A 17,182-nucleotide genomic window follows, 5' to 3' on the forward strand; every position below is an offset into this window, starting at 1 on the left:
GGTTGGGGTTGGTGGGCTGGGCTGGGTGTGTGGTGTACCGGCTGGAAGTACGCGGCCCGCGGGCGGAGCCCGCTGTCGGGCGGGGCAACCCCGCCTCCGTCAACGACGCCGATCGCGTGATCGTCAGGATCACGCCGGAGAAGGTCGTGGGCATGTTCTGAGGCGTGCGGCACTGGGCACCACCCCGCGCCCACTACTCTGGAGTGGTGACCATTCGCCTGTACGACACCAGCGCCCGGCAGATCCGTGACTTCACCCCGCTCACGCCGGGCTGTGTCTCGATCTACCTGTGTGGCGCCACCGTGCAGGCGGCACCCCACATCGGGCACATCCGGTCGGGCCTCAACTTCGACATCATGCGCCGCTGGTTCACCTACCGCGGCTATGACGTGACGTTCGTCAGGAACGTCACGGACATCGACGACAAGATCATCGCCAAGGCCCATGAGCAGGGCCGGCCCTGGTGGTCGATCGGGTACGAGAACGAACGCGCCTTCAACGAGGGCTACACCGCCCTCGGCTGCCTGCCGCCGACCTACGAGCCGCGCGCCACCGGCCACATCACCGAGATGGTCGAGATGATGCAGCGTCTCATCGACCGCGGACACGCCTACGCGGCCGACGGCAACGTCTACTTCGACGTACGGTCCTTCCCCCAGTACCTCCAGCTGTCCCGGCAGGAGCTCGACAACCTGCTCCAGCCGTCCGGCGAGGGCGAGACCGGCAAGCGGGACCCGCGCGACTTCGCCATGTGGAAGGCGGCGAAGCCGGGCGAGCCGACGTGGCCCACCCCCTGGGGACAGGGGCGCCCCGGCTGGCACCTGGAGTGCTCGGCGATGGCCCACAAGTACCTGGGCACCGCCTTCGACATCCACGGCGGCGGCCTCGACCTGATCTTCCCGCACCACGAGAACGAGATCGCCCAGGCCAAGGCCTACGGCGACGACTTCGCGCAGTACTGGGTGCACAACGCCTGGGTCACCATGGCCGGCGACAAGATGTCCAAGTCGCTCGGCAACAGCGTGCTGGTGAGCGAGATGGTTAGGCAGTGGCGGCCCATCGTGCTGCGCTACTACCTCGGCACCCCGCACTACCGCTCGATGATCGAGTACAGCGAGGAGTCGCTGCGCGAGGCCGAGTCGGCGTTCGCGCGGATCGAGGGCTTCGTCCAGCGCGTGACCGAACTCGCCGGGAAGACCGTGGAGCCGGCCGCCGAGGTCCCGCCCGCCTTCGCCGAGGCGATGGACGACGACCTGGGCGTCCCGCAGGCCCTCGCCGTCGTGCACACCACCGTCCGGCAGGGCAACAGCGCGCTGGCCGCCGACGACAAGGACGCCGCCGTCGCCCGCCTCGCCGAGGTGCGCGCCATGCTCGGCGTCCTCGGCCTCGACCCGCTCGACGAGCAGTGGGCGGGGGAGTCCGACCAGGGCGAAGACCTGCACGGCGTGGTCGACAGCCTCGTACGGCTCGTCCTCGACCAGCGCGAGTCCGCCCGCGCCCGCAAGGACTGGGCCACCGCCGACGCCATCCGCGACCAGCTGAACCAGTCGGGTCTGGTCATCGAGGACAGCCCGCAGGGCCCGCGCTGGACCCTCGGGTCCCGGTAGGCCCCGACCCTTGATCGATTGTGCCGCCCGGCCCCCCGGGCGGCACACTGCATAGACGTACGCACACTTATCCCGCAGGGAACGCAGAGAACAGGTAGGTCATGGCCGCGAACAACCGCCGCATGTCCGGCAAGAAGGGCGCGCAGGTCGGCAGCGGCGGCAAGCGGCGCCGGGGCCTGGAGGGCAAGGGCCCGACCCCGCCCGCCGAGATGCGCAAGGGGCACGCCAAGCAGCGCGCCGCCCAGGCCAAGGCCCGCCGCGCCCAGGGCCGCCCGCAGCAGCGCCGGGGCAGCGGCAAGTCGCCCTCCGAGCTGGTCGTGGGCCGTAACCCGGTGGTCGAGGCACTGCGCGAGGGCGTCCCCGCCTCCACGCTCTACGTCCAGCAGTTCATCGACAACGACGAGCGGGTGCGCGAGGCGCTTCAGCTCGCGGCCGAGCGCGGCGGCATCAACCTCATGGAGGCGCCCCGCCCCGAGCTGGACCGCATGACGAACGGCCTCAACCACCAGGGCCTCGTCCTGCAGGTCCCGCCGTACGAGTACGCGCACCCCGAGGACCTGACCGAGGCCGCCTACGACGAGTCCGAGGACCCGCTGATCGTCGCCCTGGACGGCGTCACCGACCCGCGCAACCTCGGCGCGGTCGTCCGCTCCGTCTCCGCCTTCGGCGGCCACGGCGTCGTCGTCCCCGAGCGCCGCTCGGCCGGCATGACCGCCGGCGCCTGGAAGACCTCCGCCGGCACGGCCGCCCGCACCCCGGTCGCCCGCGCCACCAACCTCACCCGTGCCCTGGAGGCGTACAAGAAGGCCGGCCTCACGGTCGTGGGCCTGGCGGCGGACGGCGAGGTCGAACTCGGCGACCTCCAGGCCCTGGACGGCCCGGTCGTCATCGTCGTCGGCAGCGAGGGCAAGGGCCTGTCCCGCCTGGTCGGCGAGACCTGCGACTTCCGTGTCCGCATTCCGATGCCCGGTGGCGCGGAGTCGCTGAACGCGGGTGTGGCGGCGGGGATCGTCCTGTACGAGGCGGCGCGCAGGCGCAGCTGAGGTCGCGCAGGCGCGGCTGATGTATCGGCGCGCCGACGGGACTGAACACCCGTCCGGAATTTCACCCTTGCGGGGTAATTCTGGCGTCCATGTGGCGTGAGAGCCCGCTTTGACGGGGTCCGGACACATCCGCCCGGTCCAAGCAGTGTCCTAACACCACGTCGCTCGGTTAGATGAGTGTGGACACCAGAACACCCCGCACACCCACGGGGGGACGCTCGTCGGGATTCCAGTCCGGGTCCGACGAGGCTCCCGCGCTGAGCATGGTGAAGGTGCCGAGCGATCCGGCGCAGGTCATCGTCAATCACGCCAGCTTCCGCGTGCAGCTGGGCGCATCGGCGAGGCGCACCCAATCCCCGCGGATCGCCCGGCATCTGAGCGCCGCCCAGGACCCCGCCCGGATGCCCGTCGTGGGCGCGGTGGGCCGGCCGGGCGCCGCCGCCGGGCGCCGCCGCCCCGTCGTGTGGAGCGGCAAGTCCGCCCCCGACGACACCGGCGCCCACCGGCTCCTCCAGGCCGTGCGGGGCAGCAGCGTCCGCCACGCCGAGGAGCCCGAGCCCGGCGCCACCCGGGTCATCCCACGCGTCGGGACCGACTACGGCGACGGCTACGACAACCTGGAACAGACCGTCGAGACCCCGGTCGTGGGCCACCAGCGCACGGCCCCCGACGCCGCCGACGGCACCCGCCTGCTGCCGCACATGCGCACCGTCGGCGGCGCCTACGACGAACCCCCCTACCCGTACGCCGACTTCGAGCCGTACGACGGCCACGACCCCGACGGCCACAGCCGCTACGACGAGTACGACGACTACGACGAGTACGCCGACCCCTCCGACCCCGACGCCCCGCGCCCCGCCCGCCGTCAGGGGGACGACCCGGCCCGGCACGCCTACTACCCCGGCCGCCGGATGAACCTCGGCGTCGTCCTCCTCCCGCTCCGCATCTTCCTCGGCTTCATCTCCAGCTACGCCGGCATGGGCAAGCTGTGCGACCCGCTCTACTTCGACGGCGGCAAGCGCGGCTCGATGGTCAAGTGGCTCAACACCCTGCACCCCTGGGAGGTCGCCGAGCCGCTGCGCCAGTTCGCCCTGCACCACCCCGTCGGCTCCGGGCTGGTCATCGCCTTCCTCCAGGTGGTCGTCGGCGTCCTGACCGTCCTCGGCTGCTGGCAGCGCGTCGCCGCGGTCGTGGGCGCCCTGCTGTCCGCCGCCCTGATCGTCACCGTCAGCTGGAAGACGGTCCCCGCCTACGACGCCCCCGACATCATCTACATGGCCGCCTGGTCCCCGCTGATCATCGCCGGCGCCCCCGTCTACTCCGTGGACGGCCGCCTCGCCGCCGGTGCCTGGCGCCGCCTCGGCCCCCGCGCCGACATCTGGGACCTGCGCCGCTACGTCCTGCGCCGCGGGGTTCTGATCACGGCCGTCACCGCCGGCCTCACCCTGCTCGTCGGCTCCCTGCTCGGCGGCGCCGTACGCGACTCCAGCCGCGTCGTCGTCCCCGGCCCCGGCGAGGCCCCCCGCAACAACCTCCCCGGCTCCCCGCTCCCGCAGGGACCCGGCAAACGGCACCAGCGGACCCCGGCGGCGTCCAGCTCGCCCACGGGCGGCGCCACGGCCGGCGTGAGCCCCTCCGCGAGCACCCCGGGCGCCACCCGCACGGCCGGCGGTACGACCACGACCCCCAGCCAGACCCAGGGCACCATGGGCCAGACCCCGCCCCGCCAGTCCTCCCCGACGGGCGGCGCCCCGAGCACCACGGCGGGCCCGACGAGCACCGGCGGCACGTCCGGCTCGGGCGGCTCCTCCGGCTCCGGCGGCTCCTCGTCCTCCGGCGAGCAGGGCCTGGTGGGCGGCCTGCTGGGCTGACGCACGAGACACGCACGAGACAGGAGAGGGCCCCGTACCGCGGAGGTACGGGGCCTTTTCGATGCTGTGGATCGATGCTGTGGGGTTCGATGCTGTGGCGGAAACTCACCCGCAGACGGCTAACGGCCCAGGGCCGCCAGTTCCTTGGCCGCCTCCGTCAGGTCCTTCGCCGTGTCGATCGCCCGCCAGTACGCCCCCTGCGGAATCGGGAACCCGAACAGCTTCCGCTCCCGGGCCAGCCCCGGAAACGTCGTCCGCTCGTGATCCCCCCGCTCGGGCAGCAACTCCGCGAACTCGGGGGAGAAGACGTACACACCCGCGTTGATCTCGAACGTCGATGGCGGGGCCTCGATGAAGTCGGTGATGTGCCCGAACCCGTCGGTCCGCACCGCACCCCAGGGGATACGCGGCCGGGCCAGGGCCAGGGTCGCGACGGAATCCCGCTCGGTGTGGAAGTCGGCCATGTCCCGCAGCGAGAAACGGGTCCAGATGTCGCCGTTGGTGGCATACCAGGGCCGGTCGGGGCGGGGCAGATGCGCGGCGGCGTACTTGAGGCCGCCACCGCGGCCGAGGGGCTCCGTCTCGACCACGGTGGTCACGGAGACGGGCAGGTCGGCGGAGTCCAGCCACTTCTGCAGGACCTCGGCGAGATGGCCGCAGGAGACCACCACGTCGGTCACGCCTTCCTCGGCGAGCCAGGTCAGCTGGTGGCCGATGATCGGCGTGCCCGTGCCGGGGATCTCGACCATCGGCTTGGGCCGGTCATCGGTGTAGGGACGCAGCCGGGAGCCCTGGCCACCGGCCAGGACCACGGCTTGAGTGGGGCGCGACGCGGCGTTGGGATGGGTCATGACCGCACTGTACGTGGCGCCCCGCTCGGGCCGGCCGGCAGCGACGCGCTCCTTGGGGAGCCGTTTCCTCGACGGCCCCTGAAGGGGGAGGAACCGGTACCCGAAGGAGGCGTCACCGACGTCCGGGCGCACCCGGCACTCAGCTGTGCGGGGCACTCAGCCGTGCGCTGAGGCCGGCTGTGCGCTGAGGCCGGCTGTGCGGCTTTCAGCTGTGCGCGGCGAGCACGCCCGAGGCGAACGACGTGTCGCACACCGGGCGGGCGTAGGACTGGGCGCGCGAGGCGCCGTAGATGCGCACCGCGAGCTGCCCCAGGGCGCGCGCGATGCCGGAGCAGTGCTCGGCCAGCGAGGGGTGCTCGGTCACGGCCTGCTGGAGGTGGGTGAGGACGACGCCCGGGTTCTCCTCCTGCAGCTCGCCCATCAGCTGGTCGCGGAGCACGTCCTGCGGGGCGCGGGAGACCGTCTTGGTGGAGACCTCCGCCGAGGAGACGTCCGAGGCGGTCAGCGCCGAGCTGGAGGGGCTCCCCGTCCAGTTGACCCGGGTCACCGCGAGGGTCCCGGAGAGCACCAGGACGACGGGCAGGACGAGGGCGAGAGTGCGGCCGATCCGGCGGGCAGGGCCGCCCCGGTGGCCGCGTCGCGTCTGTGGGGTGGTGGAGTGCTTCACGCGTGTGAGGGTAGCGCGGGGTAATGATTTGGCGACATTTAGTCACCCCTTCGGGGGATGAAGAGGTGCCACTTTCTGGGTAAGGGGTTGACGTGGCCCGCCCGAAATGATCGCTGTGCCGGGGTATGCGCAGGCCCGCGAACGACCCGAAAGGGGCCCCCGCGGCATCCGCGGGGGCCCCTTTCGTCAACCTCGGTACAAACGCGCTGCTCAGTCGGAGAGACGCTCACCCGTGGACGTCGAGAACACGTGGGTCTCGCCCGGCCGCGGCACCACGTGCAGCGTGGAGCCCTTCTCCGGGACCTGGCGGCCGTTGACGCGGACGACCAGGTCCTTGACCTCGCCGCCGACCTCGGCGGTGCCGTACACGTAGCCGTCGGCGCCCAGTTCCTCGACCACGTTCACGGAGACCGCGAGACCGGCCGGCGCGTCCGCGCTGTCCTTCGTCAGGGAGGCGGCCGCACCGCCGCCCAGCTCGACCACGTCGAAGTGCTCGGGCCGGACGCCGACCGTCACCGTGCGGTCACCCTTGTCGCTGGCGGCCTTCAGCGCCTCCCGGTTGACCGGCACGACGCTGTTGCCGAACTTCACGCCGCCGTCGGTGATCGGGACCTCGACCAGGTTCATGGCCGGGGAGCCGATGAAGCCGGCGACGAAGAGGTTCGCGGGCTTGTCGTACATGTTGCGCGGCGAGTCGACCTGCTGCAGCAGACCGTCCTTGAGCACGGCGACCCGGTCGCCCATCGTCATGGCCTCGACCTGGTCGTGGGTGACGTAGACCGTTGTGATGCCGAGGCGGCGCTGCAGCGACGCGATCTGCGTACGGGTGGACACGCGGAGCTTGGCGTCCAGGTTGGACAGCGGCTCGTCCATGAGGAAGACCTGCGGCTCACGCACGATGGCGCGGCCCATGGCGACACGCTGGCGCTGACCACCGGAGAGCGCCTTCGGCTTGCGGTCCAGGTACTCGGTGAGGTCGAGGATCTTCGCGGCCTCCTCGACCTTCTGCCGGATCTCCGCCTTGTTGACGCCCGCGATCTTGAGCGCGAAGCCCATGTTGTCGGCGACCGTCATGTGCGGGTACAGCGCGTAGTTCTGGAACACCATGGCGATGTCCCGGTCCTTGGGCGGCAGGTGGGTGACGTCGCGGTCACCGATGCGGATGGCGCCGGCGTTGACGTCCTCCAGGCCCGCGAGCATCCGCAGCGAGGTGGACTTTCCGCAACCCGACGGGCCGACCAGGACGAGGAACTCGCCGTCCTCGATCGCGATGTCGAGACCGTCGACGGCGGGCTTGGTGGAACCCGGGTAGATCCGGGTCGCCTTGTCGAACGTGACAGTGGCCATGGTGATGGGCCCCCTTCTACCGGCAGGAACGTGCCGGACGATCCGTTGTAGGAAGGTGGTTGGTGTAGTCCACACAGGTGAACTGCGCGAACTGGCTCAGGACGGTACCTGGCGTTCACTGGTCTGTCAGTACCTGGGCGACTGTGAACTTCGCGGAAATTTTCGACAGGACCCGGCCGATACCTGGGTACACTGCACGGGCGCCCATGCGCAGGCCTCCTTAGCTCAGCTGGTCAGAGCGCCGCTCTTGTAAAGCGAAGGTCGTCGGTTCGAATCCGACAGGGGGCTCTGGAAAACCGGCTCCCACCTGGGATTCCCTCCCAGGTGGGACGCTCTGCCGAGCAGCCGTGACAGGGCGGGCAGCTGCTCGCCGAAGGTCAGCGATCTCTCACCGCCGACATCCTGGATCCGGCCGGGGCCGGCCGGCCGCGCCGATGATTCAGGTGATGAGGAACCCGGCGACGAGGAGGCAGGCTGCGAGGCACACGGCTCCCACCGCGGAGAAGACGACCGCCAGCACGCCGCCGTCGTAGCCGTCGATGAGCATCCGCTTCGGCTTGTCCGGGTCGTAGAAGACGGTCACCTCCGCGCCCCGGCGGAAGACGATCCGGTTGCTGCCGATCGAGGACACGGCCTCGACGGTCCGGCCGTCGCCGGTCACCCACTGGACCACCGGGTGGTACATCGTGCTGTGTGTGTCGCTGTCACGCCGGGTCTCCAGCCGGACGACCCTTCCGTGCGCCATCGCCCCCTCCTGGCGCAGCCTTCGTGTGCGGCGCAGGATGCCGAGGCCGACGGCCATGAAGACCGTCCCGATCAGCAGGGGAACACCCGCCCCGATCCATGCGCCCATGACTGCGAACCCCCTCGTCGCCCGGGGCCCATTGGATCACGCGCCTGCGAAACGCCGCTGGCCCGGGGTTTCCCCCGGGCCAGCGGCGTTTTCAGGTCAGGTGCGTCAGGGCACGTACGACGTGGTGTTGCTGGCCCACAGGGCGCCGCCCTTGCCCGGGCCGCCGGTGGAGCTGTAGACGACGAAGTTGCCGTCGCTCTGCATGTCCGCGTACGCGCCGCTGTGGCCGTTGGTGTGGGTGGACCACAGGGCGGTGCCGGCGCTCGAGTAGACGACCAGGTTGCCGTCGGTCTGCATGTACGCGTAGGCGCCGGAGTGGCCGGAGGTGCCGGTGGACCAGATGGCCTTGCCGTCGTGCTTGCGGTACATCACGAAGTTGCCGTCGGGCTGCATCGTCAGGCGGGTGTACTTGGACTGCGTCCACCAGCCGCCCGTGAGCTTCTGGCCGGAGCCGATCGTCGCCGAGCGTGCGTAGGTGCCGTCCGACCACAGGGAGCCGCCGGTGCTCGGGCCGCCGCCGGAGCCGTAGACCACCAGGTTGCCGTCGTCCTGCACCAGGAAGTAGGCGCCGGAGTGGCCGCTGGTGTGGGTGGACCACAGGGCGGTGCCGGTGCTCGAGTAGACGACCAGGTTGCCGTCGGTCTGCATGAACGCGTAGGCGCCGGAGTGGCCGGAGGTGCCGGTGGACCAGATCGCCGGGCCGCTGCTGCCGGCGCCGTTGGTCTTGAGGTAGGCGACCAGGTTGCCGTCGCTGCCCATGGTCAGCGTGATGTTCGCGCTGCTCAGCCGGTGGCCGGAGGTCAGCTTCTGGCCGGGCTGGAGCGAGTTGACGGTGTTCGCGCCGGCGGCGAAGGCGGCGGTGCCGTTCGGGGTACCGAGGCCGGTCGGGCCGTCGTAGCCGGTGCCCGCGGTGCACAGGTAGCCCGGGGAGCAGGTGCCGTTGCTGCCCGTGGTGACGTCGTTCAGGGCCGAGGTGTGGCCGTAGGCGTAGGTGGACGGGTAGCTGTTCGCGGCCGGGGTGCCGGCGAGGGCGTAGGTGGCCGCGATGATGGGCGAGGAGGCGCTGGTGCCGCCGTAGACGTCCCAGCCGCCGGCGCCGTAGGTGTCGTAGACGGCGACGCCGGTGTTCGGGTCGGCGACCGCGGAGACGTCCGCGACCGTGCGGTGGGAGCAGCCGGTGTCGGTCTGCCAGGTGGGCTTGGCCTCGTCGGCGGAGCAGCCGGAGCCGGTGCCGTGGGTGGCGTCGTTGGACCACACCGACTCGCTCCAGCCGCGGGTGTTGCTCGCGCGGCTGAGCGAGGTGCCGCCGACCGCGGTGACGTAGGGGGAGGAGGCCGGGTACTCGACGCCGTAGTCGCTGTCGCCCGCGCTGACCGTGACGGCGACGCCGGGGTGGTTGAAGTACTGGACGTCGGCGGTGGTCTCGGCCGGGTCCTCGGTGCCGCCGAAGGAGTTGGAGACGTACTTGGCGCCGAGGGCGACGGCCTCGTTCTCGGCCGTGCCGATGTCGCTCAGGCTCGAGGAGGAGGCCTCGACGAGCGTGATGTGGCACTGCGGGCAGACGGCGCTGACCATGTCGAGGTCGAGGGAGATCTCGCCGGCCCAGCCCGAGTCGGGGCTCGGGTAGGTGGTGCCGCCGGTCTGGTTCACCTTGTGGAAGCAGCCGTTGGCCGTGGTGCAGGCGGGAAGGCCGTACTGGGACCGGTAGGCGGCCAGGTCGGACTCCGCGTTGGGGTCGTCCATGGCGTCGACGATGGCGACGGTCCGGCCCGAACCGGCGGTGCTCGACGGCAGGTTGTAGGCGCTCTGGAGGTCCGTGGGGCCGTAGCCGGACGGTGTGGTGGCCGGGTTGACGGTCAGGTGCTGGACGATGTCGGTGCGGGCCTCGGCGAGGCAGGCGACATGGCCCGGGGTGGTGGCGTGCGCGCACAGGTGCTTGATGTGGGCGGCCGCGTGGGGCGGTGGCGCGGCGAAGGCGGTGGCGGTGAGCCATCCGGTGGACATCCCGGCAGATATGAGTGCCGTGGTGGACAGCAGGGCGGCGGTGGACGCCGCCCGGTGTCTGCCTGAGAGCAAGGAAGTGCCCTTCTGGTGTGGTGGCGTTGGAGACCGGGTGGTCTGACCATGACCATCGAATGCTGCCGATCCTTTTCGGCCAGGGACAATGAGAATCAAGTAAAGGATTGATCAGAATCGGCTGCGGAACCGACGGCCGATCGCCAACTGGCGTTCCCCGACGGGCCGGCCGTCCTCCCGCCGCGAGGGCCGGCAGCGCGGCGACAACGCCCGCCCCGCGCACCGGCGAGAGCGCCGGGGATGTCAATCACGGGCCGGACGACACCGGCGTGCGTGAATCGGCTCATGCGAATTCTCCGGGGCCTCGGCGGCGTATGGGCGTACATCCGCAGTGCTCCCGGCACGTATGTGTGGCTGGCGGTCCTGTTCGTCACGACCGTCGCGCTGCACCAGATGTCGCCGGCGTTCGAGCACCACTTCCTGCGGCAGCGGTCGACCAACATCCACGAGCTGTCCCGCAACCCGGTGCGGGTCCTCGTGGCCAGCGCGCTGTGGATCGACAGCGGCCGCTGGCTGCCGTACGTCCTGCTGTACACCGTGTTCCAGGCGCCGGTCGAGCGCTGGCTCGGTACCGCCCGCTGGCTCGCCGTGTGCGCGCTGGCGCACGTGCTCGCCACGCTGATCAGCGAGGGCGCGCTGCTCAAGGCGATCCGCGACGGCATGGCCCCGCACTCGGCCGTCAACACGCTCGATGTGGGCGTGAGTTACGCGCTGGCCGGGGTCATCGGAGTGCTCGCATACCGCTTCGCCCCGCCGTGGCGGTACGCGTACCTGCTGGTGGTACTCGTGATCTTCGGGCTCCCGCTGGCCGAGGGGCCGACCTTCACCGACCTCGGCCACTTCGTCTCCGTCCTGATCGGTCTGGCCTGCTATCCGCTCACCCGAGGCCGCGGAAAAGCATGGAATCCGAAGGAGACACCGGGCGCTGTCAGGGGTTAGCGTCCCGGCCATGAGCAGCTCGCACAGCAGTGTCGTGAACGGCGGGATCTCCTTCTGGTACGCCGACGACGGCCTTCCCGCGGTACGCGAGCCACTGCCCGGGGACGCGACCGCCGACGTCGCGATCATCGGCGGCGGCTACACCGGCCTGTGGACCGCGTACTACCTGAAGAAGGCCGCCCCCTTCCTCCGCATCACCGTGCTGGAGCAGAAGTTCTGCGGCTACGGCGCCTCCGGCCGCAACGGCGGCTGGCTCTACAACGGCATCGCCGGCCGCGACCGGTACGCGAAGCTGCACGGCCGTGACGCCGCCGTACGCCTGCAGAAGGCGATGAACGACACCGTCGCCGAGGTGATCGCGGTTGCCGAGGCGGAGGGCATCGACGCCGACATCCACCGCGGCGGCGTCCTCGAAGTGGCCACCACACCCGCCCAACTGGCCCGCCTCAAGGCCTTCCACGAGCATGAGCTGTCGTACGGCGAGAAGGACCGGGAGCTGTACGGTGCCCGGGAGACCGCCGAACGCATCCGGATCGCCGACGCGGTCGGCTCCACCTGGACCCCGCACGGCGCCCGGCTGCACCCCGTGAAGCTGGTCAAGGGCCTCGCGGCGGCGGTGGAGGCCCTGGGTGTCACGATCCACGAGTCGACCCCGGTGACCGAGATCCGGCCCCGGCACGCCGTCACCCCCTACGGCACGGTCCGCGCCCCGTACGTCCTGCGCTGCACCGAGGGCTTCACCGCGTCCCTGAAGGGCCAGCGGCGCACCTGGCTCCCGATGAACTCCTCGATGATCGCCACCGAGCCGCTGACCGGGGAACAGTGGGCGTCCATCGGCTGGGACGGCCGCGAGACCCTCGGCGACATGGCTCACGCCTACGTGTACGCCCAGCGCACCGCCGACGGCCGTATCGCGCTCGGCGGGCGGGGGGTTCCCTACCGCTTCGGGTCGAGGACGGACAACGACGGCCGTACCCAGGCGGCCACCGTCGAGGCCCTGCACGAGATCCTGACCCGCTTCTTCCCGGCCCTGGCCGGGGTGCGGGTGACGCACGCCTGGTCCGGTGTGCTGGGGGTGCCCCGCGACTGGTGCGCCACGGTGACGCTCGACAGCTCGACGGGCCTCGGCTGGGCCGGCGGGTACGTCGGCTCCGGCGTCGCCACCACCAACCTGGCCGCCCGTACCCTGCGCGACCTGGTCCAGCGGGACTCCGGCCAGGGCGGCCGCACCGAGCTGACGGACCTGCCCTGGGTCAACCACAAGGTCCGCAAGTGGGAACCGGAGCCCTTCCGCTGGCTCGGCGTGCACGGCATGTACGCCACCTATCGCACCGCCGACCAGCGGGAACGCCTCCGCCCCGGCACGGAGTCCTCACGGCTGGCGAAGGCGGCGGACCGGGTGGCGGGGCGGCACTGAACGGGAGACGGAACGGGCGCCCGCTGGGGTCAGGTCACTGACTCGGGTACCTCAGGTCACCGACTCGGGTACCGGGGCGTCGGCCGGCGCCGCGTGCTCCGGGGCCCTGGCCGTGACCATCAGGCCGGCCGTCAAGCCGGCCAGGAGCAGCACGCCGGCCGCCCACCAGATGGCGATGGTGTAGCCGTGCACGACGCCGGCCGGCACCACGAGGGCCTTGGGCGCGCCGGTGCGCAGGTGGGCGGTGATGTAGGCGGCGCTGCTGGTGGTGGCGATGGTGTTGAGCAGTGCCGTACCGATCGAACCGCCCACCTGCTGTGAGGTGTTGACGGTCGCGGAGGTGACCCCGGCGTCGCGGGGCGCCACACCGGAGGTCGCGGTGGCGAACACGGGCATGAAGGTCAGGCCCATGCCGAGGCCCATCAGGAGCAGGGCGGGCAGGATCTCGGTGGTGTAGGAGGAGCCGACCCCCATGCGGGTGAGGAGCATCATGCCGCCCGCCGCGAGGATCATGCCGGGGGTCATGAGCATGCGCGGGGCCACCCGGTGCAGCAGCCGGGCGGAGATCTGCGTGGAGCCGGTGATGATCGCCGCGGTGAGGGGCAGATAGGCCAGGCCCGTCCGGACCGGCGAGTAGCCGAGGATGGTCTGCAGGTAGTAGGTCATGAACAGGAACAGGCCGAACATGCCGATCGTCGCGAGCATCATGGTCAGGAAGCAGCCGGCGCGGTTGCGGTCCTTGATGATGTGCAGCGGGAGCAGGGGGCTCGGGGCGCGGTTCTGCCACCACACGAACGCGGTGAGCAGGGCCACGCCGGTCGCGAAGAGGGCGAGGACCAGGGGGTCGGACCAGCCGCGGGGCTGGGCCTCGCTGAAGCCGTAGACGATCGCGACGAGGCCGCCGCAGCCCAGCAGCACGCCGGGCACGTCGAGGCGGGCCTCGCGGTGGCCGGGGCGGTCGTGCAGGAGGGCGAAGGCGCCGAGGACGGCGAGGACGGCGATGGGCACGTTGACGTACAGGCACCAGCGCCAGTTCAGGTACTGGGTGAGCAGGCCGCCGACGATGAACCCGATCGCCGAGCCGCTGCCGGCGAGGGCGCCGTAGATGCCGAAGGCCTTGCCGCGTTCGCGGGGGTCGGTGAAGGTCGTGGTCAGCAGGGAGAGCGCGGAGGGGGCGAGGACGGCGGCGAAGGCGCCCTGCAGCGCGCGGGCGCCGAAGAGCATGCCGGAGCTGGTGGCGGCACCGCCGAGCGCGGAGGCCACGGCGAAGCCGATGAGTCCGATGACGAAGGTGCGCTTGCGTCCGACGAGGTCGGCGACCCGGCCGCCGAGCAGGAGCAGACCGCCGAAGGCGAGGGTGTAGGCGGTGATCACCCACTGCCGGTTGCCGTCGGACATGTGCAGGGCGCGCTGGGCGGAGGGGAGCGCGATGTTCACGATCGTCGCGTCCAGGACGACCATCAGCTGGGCGAGGGCGATGATGACGAGGCCCCACCAGCGGTGCGGATCGGTCCCCTCGGGAGCCTGTCGAGGGGGCTCGGCTTCACTCGTTCGGCCGATACTCATCTGGCCAGAAGACCACGAATCTGGGCGTATTGCACCCGTGTGTGCGTTCCGGCTGTTCGGGGCGTTCATGAGGTGGGCCCTCCCTCGGATCGGGACACCTGGTTCGTGAGGACGACTGTCGGTCCGTTAAGAGGACTGATCGGCGGGCCCGAATGTGACGTCGCCCGGGTTTTTCCAGGTCAGCGCGATTGTCAGTGGTGGGGTGCAGCATGGGGGCATGGCGAGGAGAGCGACGGGCGGCCGTGCGGCGGGCCGGGCAGGGGTGAAGGGCGCGCGACGGCCGGAGCTGCGGCTGCCGCCCCTTCGGCCGTGGCCGGACGGGGAGTTGGTGCCGGACGGGGACTACGACGGGCTGGACTTCCGGGACGCCGACCTGACCGGGCAGGACGGCGTGGGCGCCCGGTTCATGGACTGCGCACTGACCGGCTGCGTGTTGGACGGCACGGCGCTGGGCCGGGCCAGAGTGCTGGACTCGGTCCTGACCGGGCTGCGCGGCGTGGGCACGCATCTCGCCGAGTCCACGTTCCGGGACGTCGAGCTGATCGACGCCCGGCTGGGCGGCACGCAGCTGCACGGCGCCGTGCTGGAACGGGTCGTGGTCCGCGGCGGCAAGATCGACTACCTCAATCTGCGCGAGTCCCGTCTGAAGGACGTCGTCTTCGAGTCCTGCGTGCTGGTCGAGCCGGACTTCGCGGGCGCGACCCTGGAGCGGGTGGAGTTCGTCGACTGCGCGCTGAGAGAGGCCGACTTCGGCAGCGCCACGCTGACGGACGTGGACCTGCGCGGGGCGGCTCCGCTGGAGATCGTGCGGGGGCTGGACCGGCTGTCGGGGGCGGTGATCAGCACCGGGCAACTGCTGGATCTGGCACCGGTGCTGGCGGCGGAGCTGGGGATCCGGGTGGAGTAGCCCTGCGGCACTCGGGGAGAAGCGGGCTACGCCACTCGGGGGAAGGGGCCTACGCCACTCGGGGGAAGCGGGCCTGCAGTGTCCAGATCGCCGGGTTCTCCGCCAGGTCCTCGTGGAGGTCGGTGAGGTCCGCGATCAGGTCGTGCAGGAAGTCACGGGCCTCGCGGCGCAGTTCGGAGTGGGAGAAGGTGAGCGGTGCCTCCTCGGCCGGCATCCAGTCGGCCTCGATGTCCACCCAGCCGAAACGGCGCTCGAACAGCATCCGGTCGGTCGACTCGGTGAAGTCCAGCTCCGCGCGCTGCGGCCGGGCGGCGCGGGAGCCCATCGGGTCCCGGTCCAGCCGCTCCACGATGTCGCACAGCGCCCACGCGAAGTCCAGCACCGGCACCCATCCCCAGGCTGTGGACAGCTCCCGGTCCGTCTTCGTGTCCGCGAGATACACGTCACCGCAGAACAGGTCGTGTCGCAGCGCGTGGACGTCCGCACGGCGGTAGTCGGTCTGCGGGGGGTCCGGGAACCGGTTGGAGAGGGCGTAGCCGATGTCGAGCACGTCAGAGATGGTGTCACGCCCCGGCAGGAACCCGACGACACCCGGATCACTCGAACACCGGCACTCGAACACCGGCACTTAAGATCGCTGACATGTCCAGATCCGTGCGCCTTGTGCCGGCCGCAGCGGCCCTGCTCGCCCTCGCCCTCACCGCCACAGCGTGCGACGGCGGTGTGCACGGCACCCCGGGCGGCTCCGGCGTACGCGACCCCTATTTCCCGAAGGCCGGCAACGGCGGCTACGACGTCGGGCACTACGACCTCACCCTCGACTACACCCCCGCCACCCGCCGTCTCACCGGCACGGCGGTCATCACCGCCCGCGCCACCCAGGACCTGTCCGCCTTCGACCTCGACCTCGCCGGGCTGCACGTCGACTCGGTCGACGTCGAGGGCAGGCCGGCCCTCTTCAACCGGGCCGGCCAGGAACTCACCGTCCGCCCGCACGACGACCTGAGCAGGGGCGAGACCTTCCGCACCACCGTCCGCTACTCGGGCACCCCGCAGACCCTCACCGACCCCGACGGCTCGAAGGAGGGCTGGCTGCCCACCGCCGACGGCGCCCTGGGCCTCGGTGAACCCGTCGGCTCCATGACCTGGTTCCCGGGCAACGACCACCCCTCGGACAAGGCCTCCTACGACATCACCGTCACCGTTCCCGAGGGCCTGAAGGCAGTCTCCAACGGCGAGTTGGCGGGCCGGTCCACCAAGGGCGGCCGTACGACCTGGCACTGGCACACCGCACAGCCCATGGCGAGCTACCTCGCCACGGTCGCGGTCGGCCACTTCGACCTCACCCGCAGCACCGGCCCGCACGGACTGCCGATCCTCACCGCCGTCGACCCCACCCAGGCGAAGGCGAGCGAGAAGGTGCTCGCGCAGCTCTCCGACGTCATCAGGTGGGAGGAGATCAACTTCGGGCCGTACCCCTTCTCCTCCACCGGGGCGATCGTCGGCCGCCCCGGAGACGCCGGGTACGCCCTGGAGACCCAGAACCGGCCCGTCTTCCCCGGCGCCCCGGACACCGGCACCCTCGTGCACGAACTCGCCCACCAGTGGTACGGCGACTCGGTCACCCCGAAGTCCTGGCAGGACATGTGGCTCAACGAGGCCTTCGCCACCTACGCGGAGTGGCTGTACTGGGAGGACCACGGCGGCGAGAGCGCCCAGCAGACCTTCATGGACTACTACAACGGAGACGACAGCAGCATCTGGGCCTACCCGCCCGCGAAGCCGTCGAGCGCAGCGCACATCTCCGACAGCCCGGTCTACCAGCGCGGCGCCATGGTCCTGCAGAAGATCCGGCAGAAGGCCGGCGACGATGCCTTCTACGACATCATCCAGGGCTGGGCCGCCGACCATCGAGGCGGCAACGTGAGCACCGCCGACTTCACCGCGTACGTGGAGAAGAAGGCCGCGCACAAGGACTTCGCCGAGATCTGGAAGGACTGGCTGTACGGAGACGGCAAGCCGGCCCACCCCTGACGGG

General features: G+C 71.0%; 14 protein-coding genes and 1 tRNA gene. 8 read left to right on the top strand and 7 right to left on the bottom strand.

Annotated features, from left to right (window positions below):
- Nucleotides 1-206: 206 nt before the first annotated feature.
- The 3 genes from cysS to ACWC2T_RS27615 all read left to right on the top strand — a co-directional run bounded on the left by cysS (nt 207) and on the right by ACWC2T_RS27615 (nt 4,521).
- Nucleotides 207-1,607 carry a cysteine--tRNA ligase gene (cysS, locus tag ACWC2T_RS27605; RefSeq protein ID WP_450673052.1) on the top strand — a complete coding sequence of 467 codons (1,401 nt, stop codon included), beginning with the start codon at nt 207-209 and terminating at the stop codon, nt 1,605-1,607.
- A 101-nt stretch (nt 1,608-1,708) separates the two neighbouring features.
- On the top strand, nt 1,709-2,650 hold the full coding sequence (gene rlmB / locus ACWC2T_RS27610; protein ID WP_450673053.1) for a 23S rRNA (guanosine(2251)-2'-O)-methyltransferase RlmB: 942 nt from the start codon (nt 1,709-1,711) through the stop codon (nt 2,648-2,650).
- A gap of 173 nt (nt 2,651-2,823) precedes the next feature.
- Complete coding sequence (locus ACWC2T_RS27615; RefSeq protein WP_450673054.1) at nt 2,824-4,521, top strand: DoxX family membrane protein; 1,698 nt, start codon at nt 2,824-2,826, stop codon at nt 4,519-4,521.
- 119 nt (nt 4,522-4,640) lie between these two features.
- On the opposite strand, the gene ACWC2T_RS27620 is transcribed toward ACWC2T_RS27615, so the two are convergent.
- The 3 genes from ACWC2T_RS27620 to msiK form a co-directional block, all read right to left on the bottom strand.
- Nucleotides 4,641-5,372, bottom strand: a complete 732-nt coding sequence (locus ACWC2T_RS27620; RefSeq protein WP_351214170.1) for a nucleotidyltransferase family protein — start codon at nt 5,370-5,372, stop codon at nt 4,641-4,643.
- A 205-nt stretch (nt 5,373-5,577) separates the two neighbouring features.
- Complete coding sequence (locus tag ACWC2T_RS27625) at nt 5,578-6,039, bottom strand: hypothetical protein (protein ID WP_450673055.1); 462 nt, start codon at nt 6,037-6,039, stop codon at nt 5,578-5,580.
- Nucleotides 6,040-6,249: 210 nt separating this feature from the next.
- Nucleotides 6,250-7,386 carry a diacetylchitobiose ABC transporter ATP-binding protein MsiK gene (msiK, locus tag ACWC2T_RS27630; RefSeq protein ID WP_450673056.1) on the bottom strand — a complete coding sequence of 379 codons (1,137 nt, stop codon included), beginning with the start codon at nt 7,384-7,386 and terminating at the stop codon, nt 6,250-6,252.
- 214 nt (nt 7,387-7,600) lie between these two features.
- Here msiK and ACWC2T_RS27635 point away from each other — a divergent pair.
- A tRNA-Thr gene (locus ACWC2T_RS27635) sits at nt 7,601-7,674 on the top strand.
- 151 nt (nt 7,675-7,825) lie between these two features.
- On the opposite strand, the gene ACWC2T_RS27640 is transcribed toward ACWC2T_RS27635, so the two are convergent.
- Both ACWC2T_RS27640 and ACWC2T_RS27645 read right to left on the bottom strand, forming a co-directional pair.
- A complete protein-coding gene (locus tag ACWC2T_RS27640) occupies nt 7,826-8,239 on the bottom strand; it encodes a DUF3592 domain-containing protein (protein ID WP_450673057.1) in 414 nt (137 codons plus the stop codon).
- 105 nt (nt 8,240-8,344) lie between these two features.
- Nucleotides 8,345-10,315 (bottom strand): hypothetical protein, encoded by a 1,971-nt coding sequence (locus tag ACWC2T_RS27645; protein WP_450673058.1) that lies wholly within the window; start codon nt 10,313-10,315, stop codon nt 8,345-8,347.
- 285 nt (nt 10,316-10,600) lie between these two features.
- Between ACWC2T_RS27645 and ACWC2T_RS27650 the strand changes: the two genes are divergently transcribed.
- The gene (locus tag ACWC2T_RS27650; protein ID WP_450673059.1) at nt 10,601-11,254 is read left to right on the top strand and encodes a rhomboid-like protein; all 654 of its coding nucleotides are present in this window, start codon (nt 10,601-10,603) and stop codon (nt 11,252-11,254) included.
- Between the two features lie 10 nt (nt 11,255-11,264).
- Nucleotides 11,265-12,671 carry an NAD(P)/FAD-dependent oxidoreductase gene (locus tag ACWC2T_RS27655; protein ID WP_450673060.1) on the top strand — a complete coding sequence of 469 codons (1,407 nt, stop codon included), beginning with the start codon at nt 11,265-11,267 and terminating at the stop codon, nt 12,669-12,671.
- Between the two features lie 51 nt (nt 12,672-12,722).
- Here the strand turns inward: ACWC2T_RS27655 and ACWC2T_RS27660 are convergent, their stop codons facing one another.
- Nucleotides 12,723-14,237, bottom strand: coding sequence for an MFS transporter (locus ACWC2T_RS27660; protein WP_450673061.1), 1,515 nt, complete (start codon nt 14,235-14,237; stop codon nt 12,723-12,725).
- A 217-nt stretch (nt 14,238-14,454) separates the two neighbouring features.
- Between ACWC2T_RS27660 and ACWC2T_RS27665 the strand changes: the two genes are divergently transcribed.
- Nucleotides 14,455-15,144, top strand: coding sequence for a pentapeptide repeat-containing protein (locus tag ACWC2T_RS27665; RefSeq protein WP_450673062.1), 690 nt, complete (start codon nt 14,455-14,457; stop codon nt 15,142-15,144).
- 49 nt (nt 15,145-15,193) lie between these two features.
- On the opposite strand, the gene ACWC2T_RS27670 is transcribed toward ACWC2T_RS27665, so the two are convergent.
- The gene (locus ACWC2T_RS27670; protein WP_450673063.1) at nt 15,194-15,694 is read right to left on the bottom strand and encodes a hypothetical protein; all 501 of its coding nucleotides are present in this window, start codon (nt 15,692-15,694) and stop codon (nt 15,194-15,196) included.
- Nucleotides 15,695-15,786: 92 nt separating this feature from the next.
- Here ACWC2T_RS27670 and ACWC2T_RS27675 point away from each other — a divergent pair, with 92 nt between their 5' ends.
- Nucleotides 15,787-17,178 (top strand): M1 family metallopeptidase, encoded by a 1,392-nt coding sequence (locus ACWC2T_RS27675; protein ID WP_450673064.1) that lies wholly within the window; start codon nt 15,787-15,789, stop codon nt 17,176-17,178.
- Nucleotides 17,179-17,182: the final 4 nt, after the last annotated feature.

The organism is Streptomyces sp. NPDC001393, from assembly GCF_053597455.1.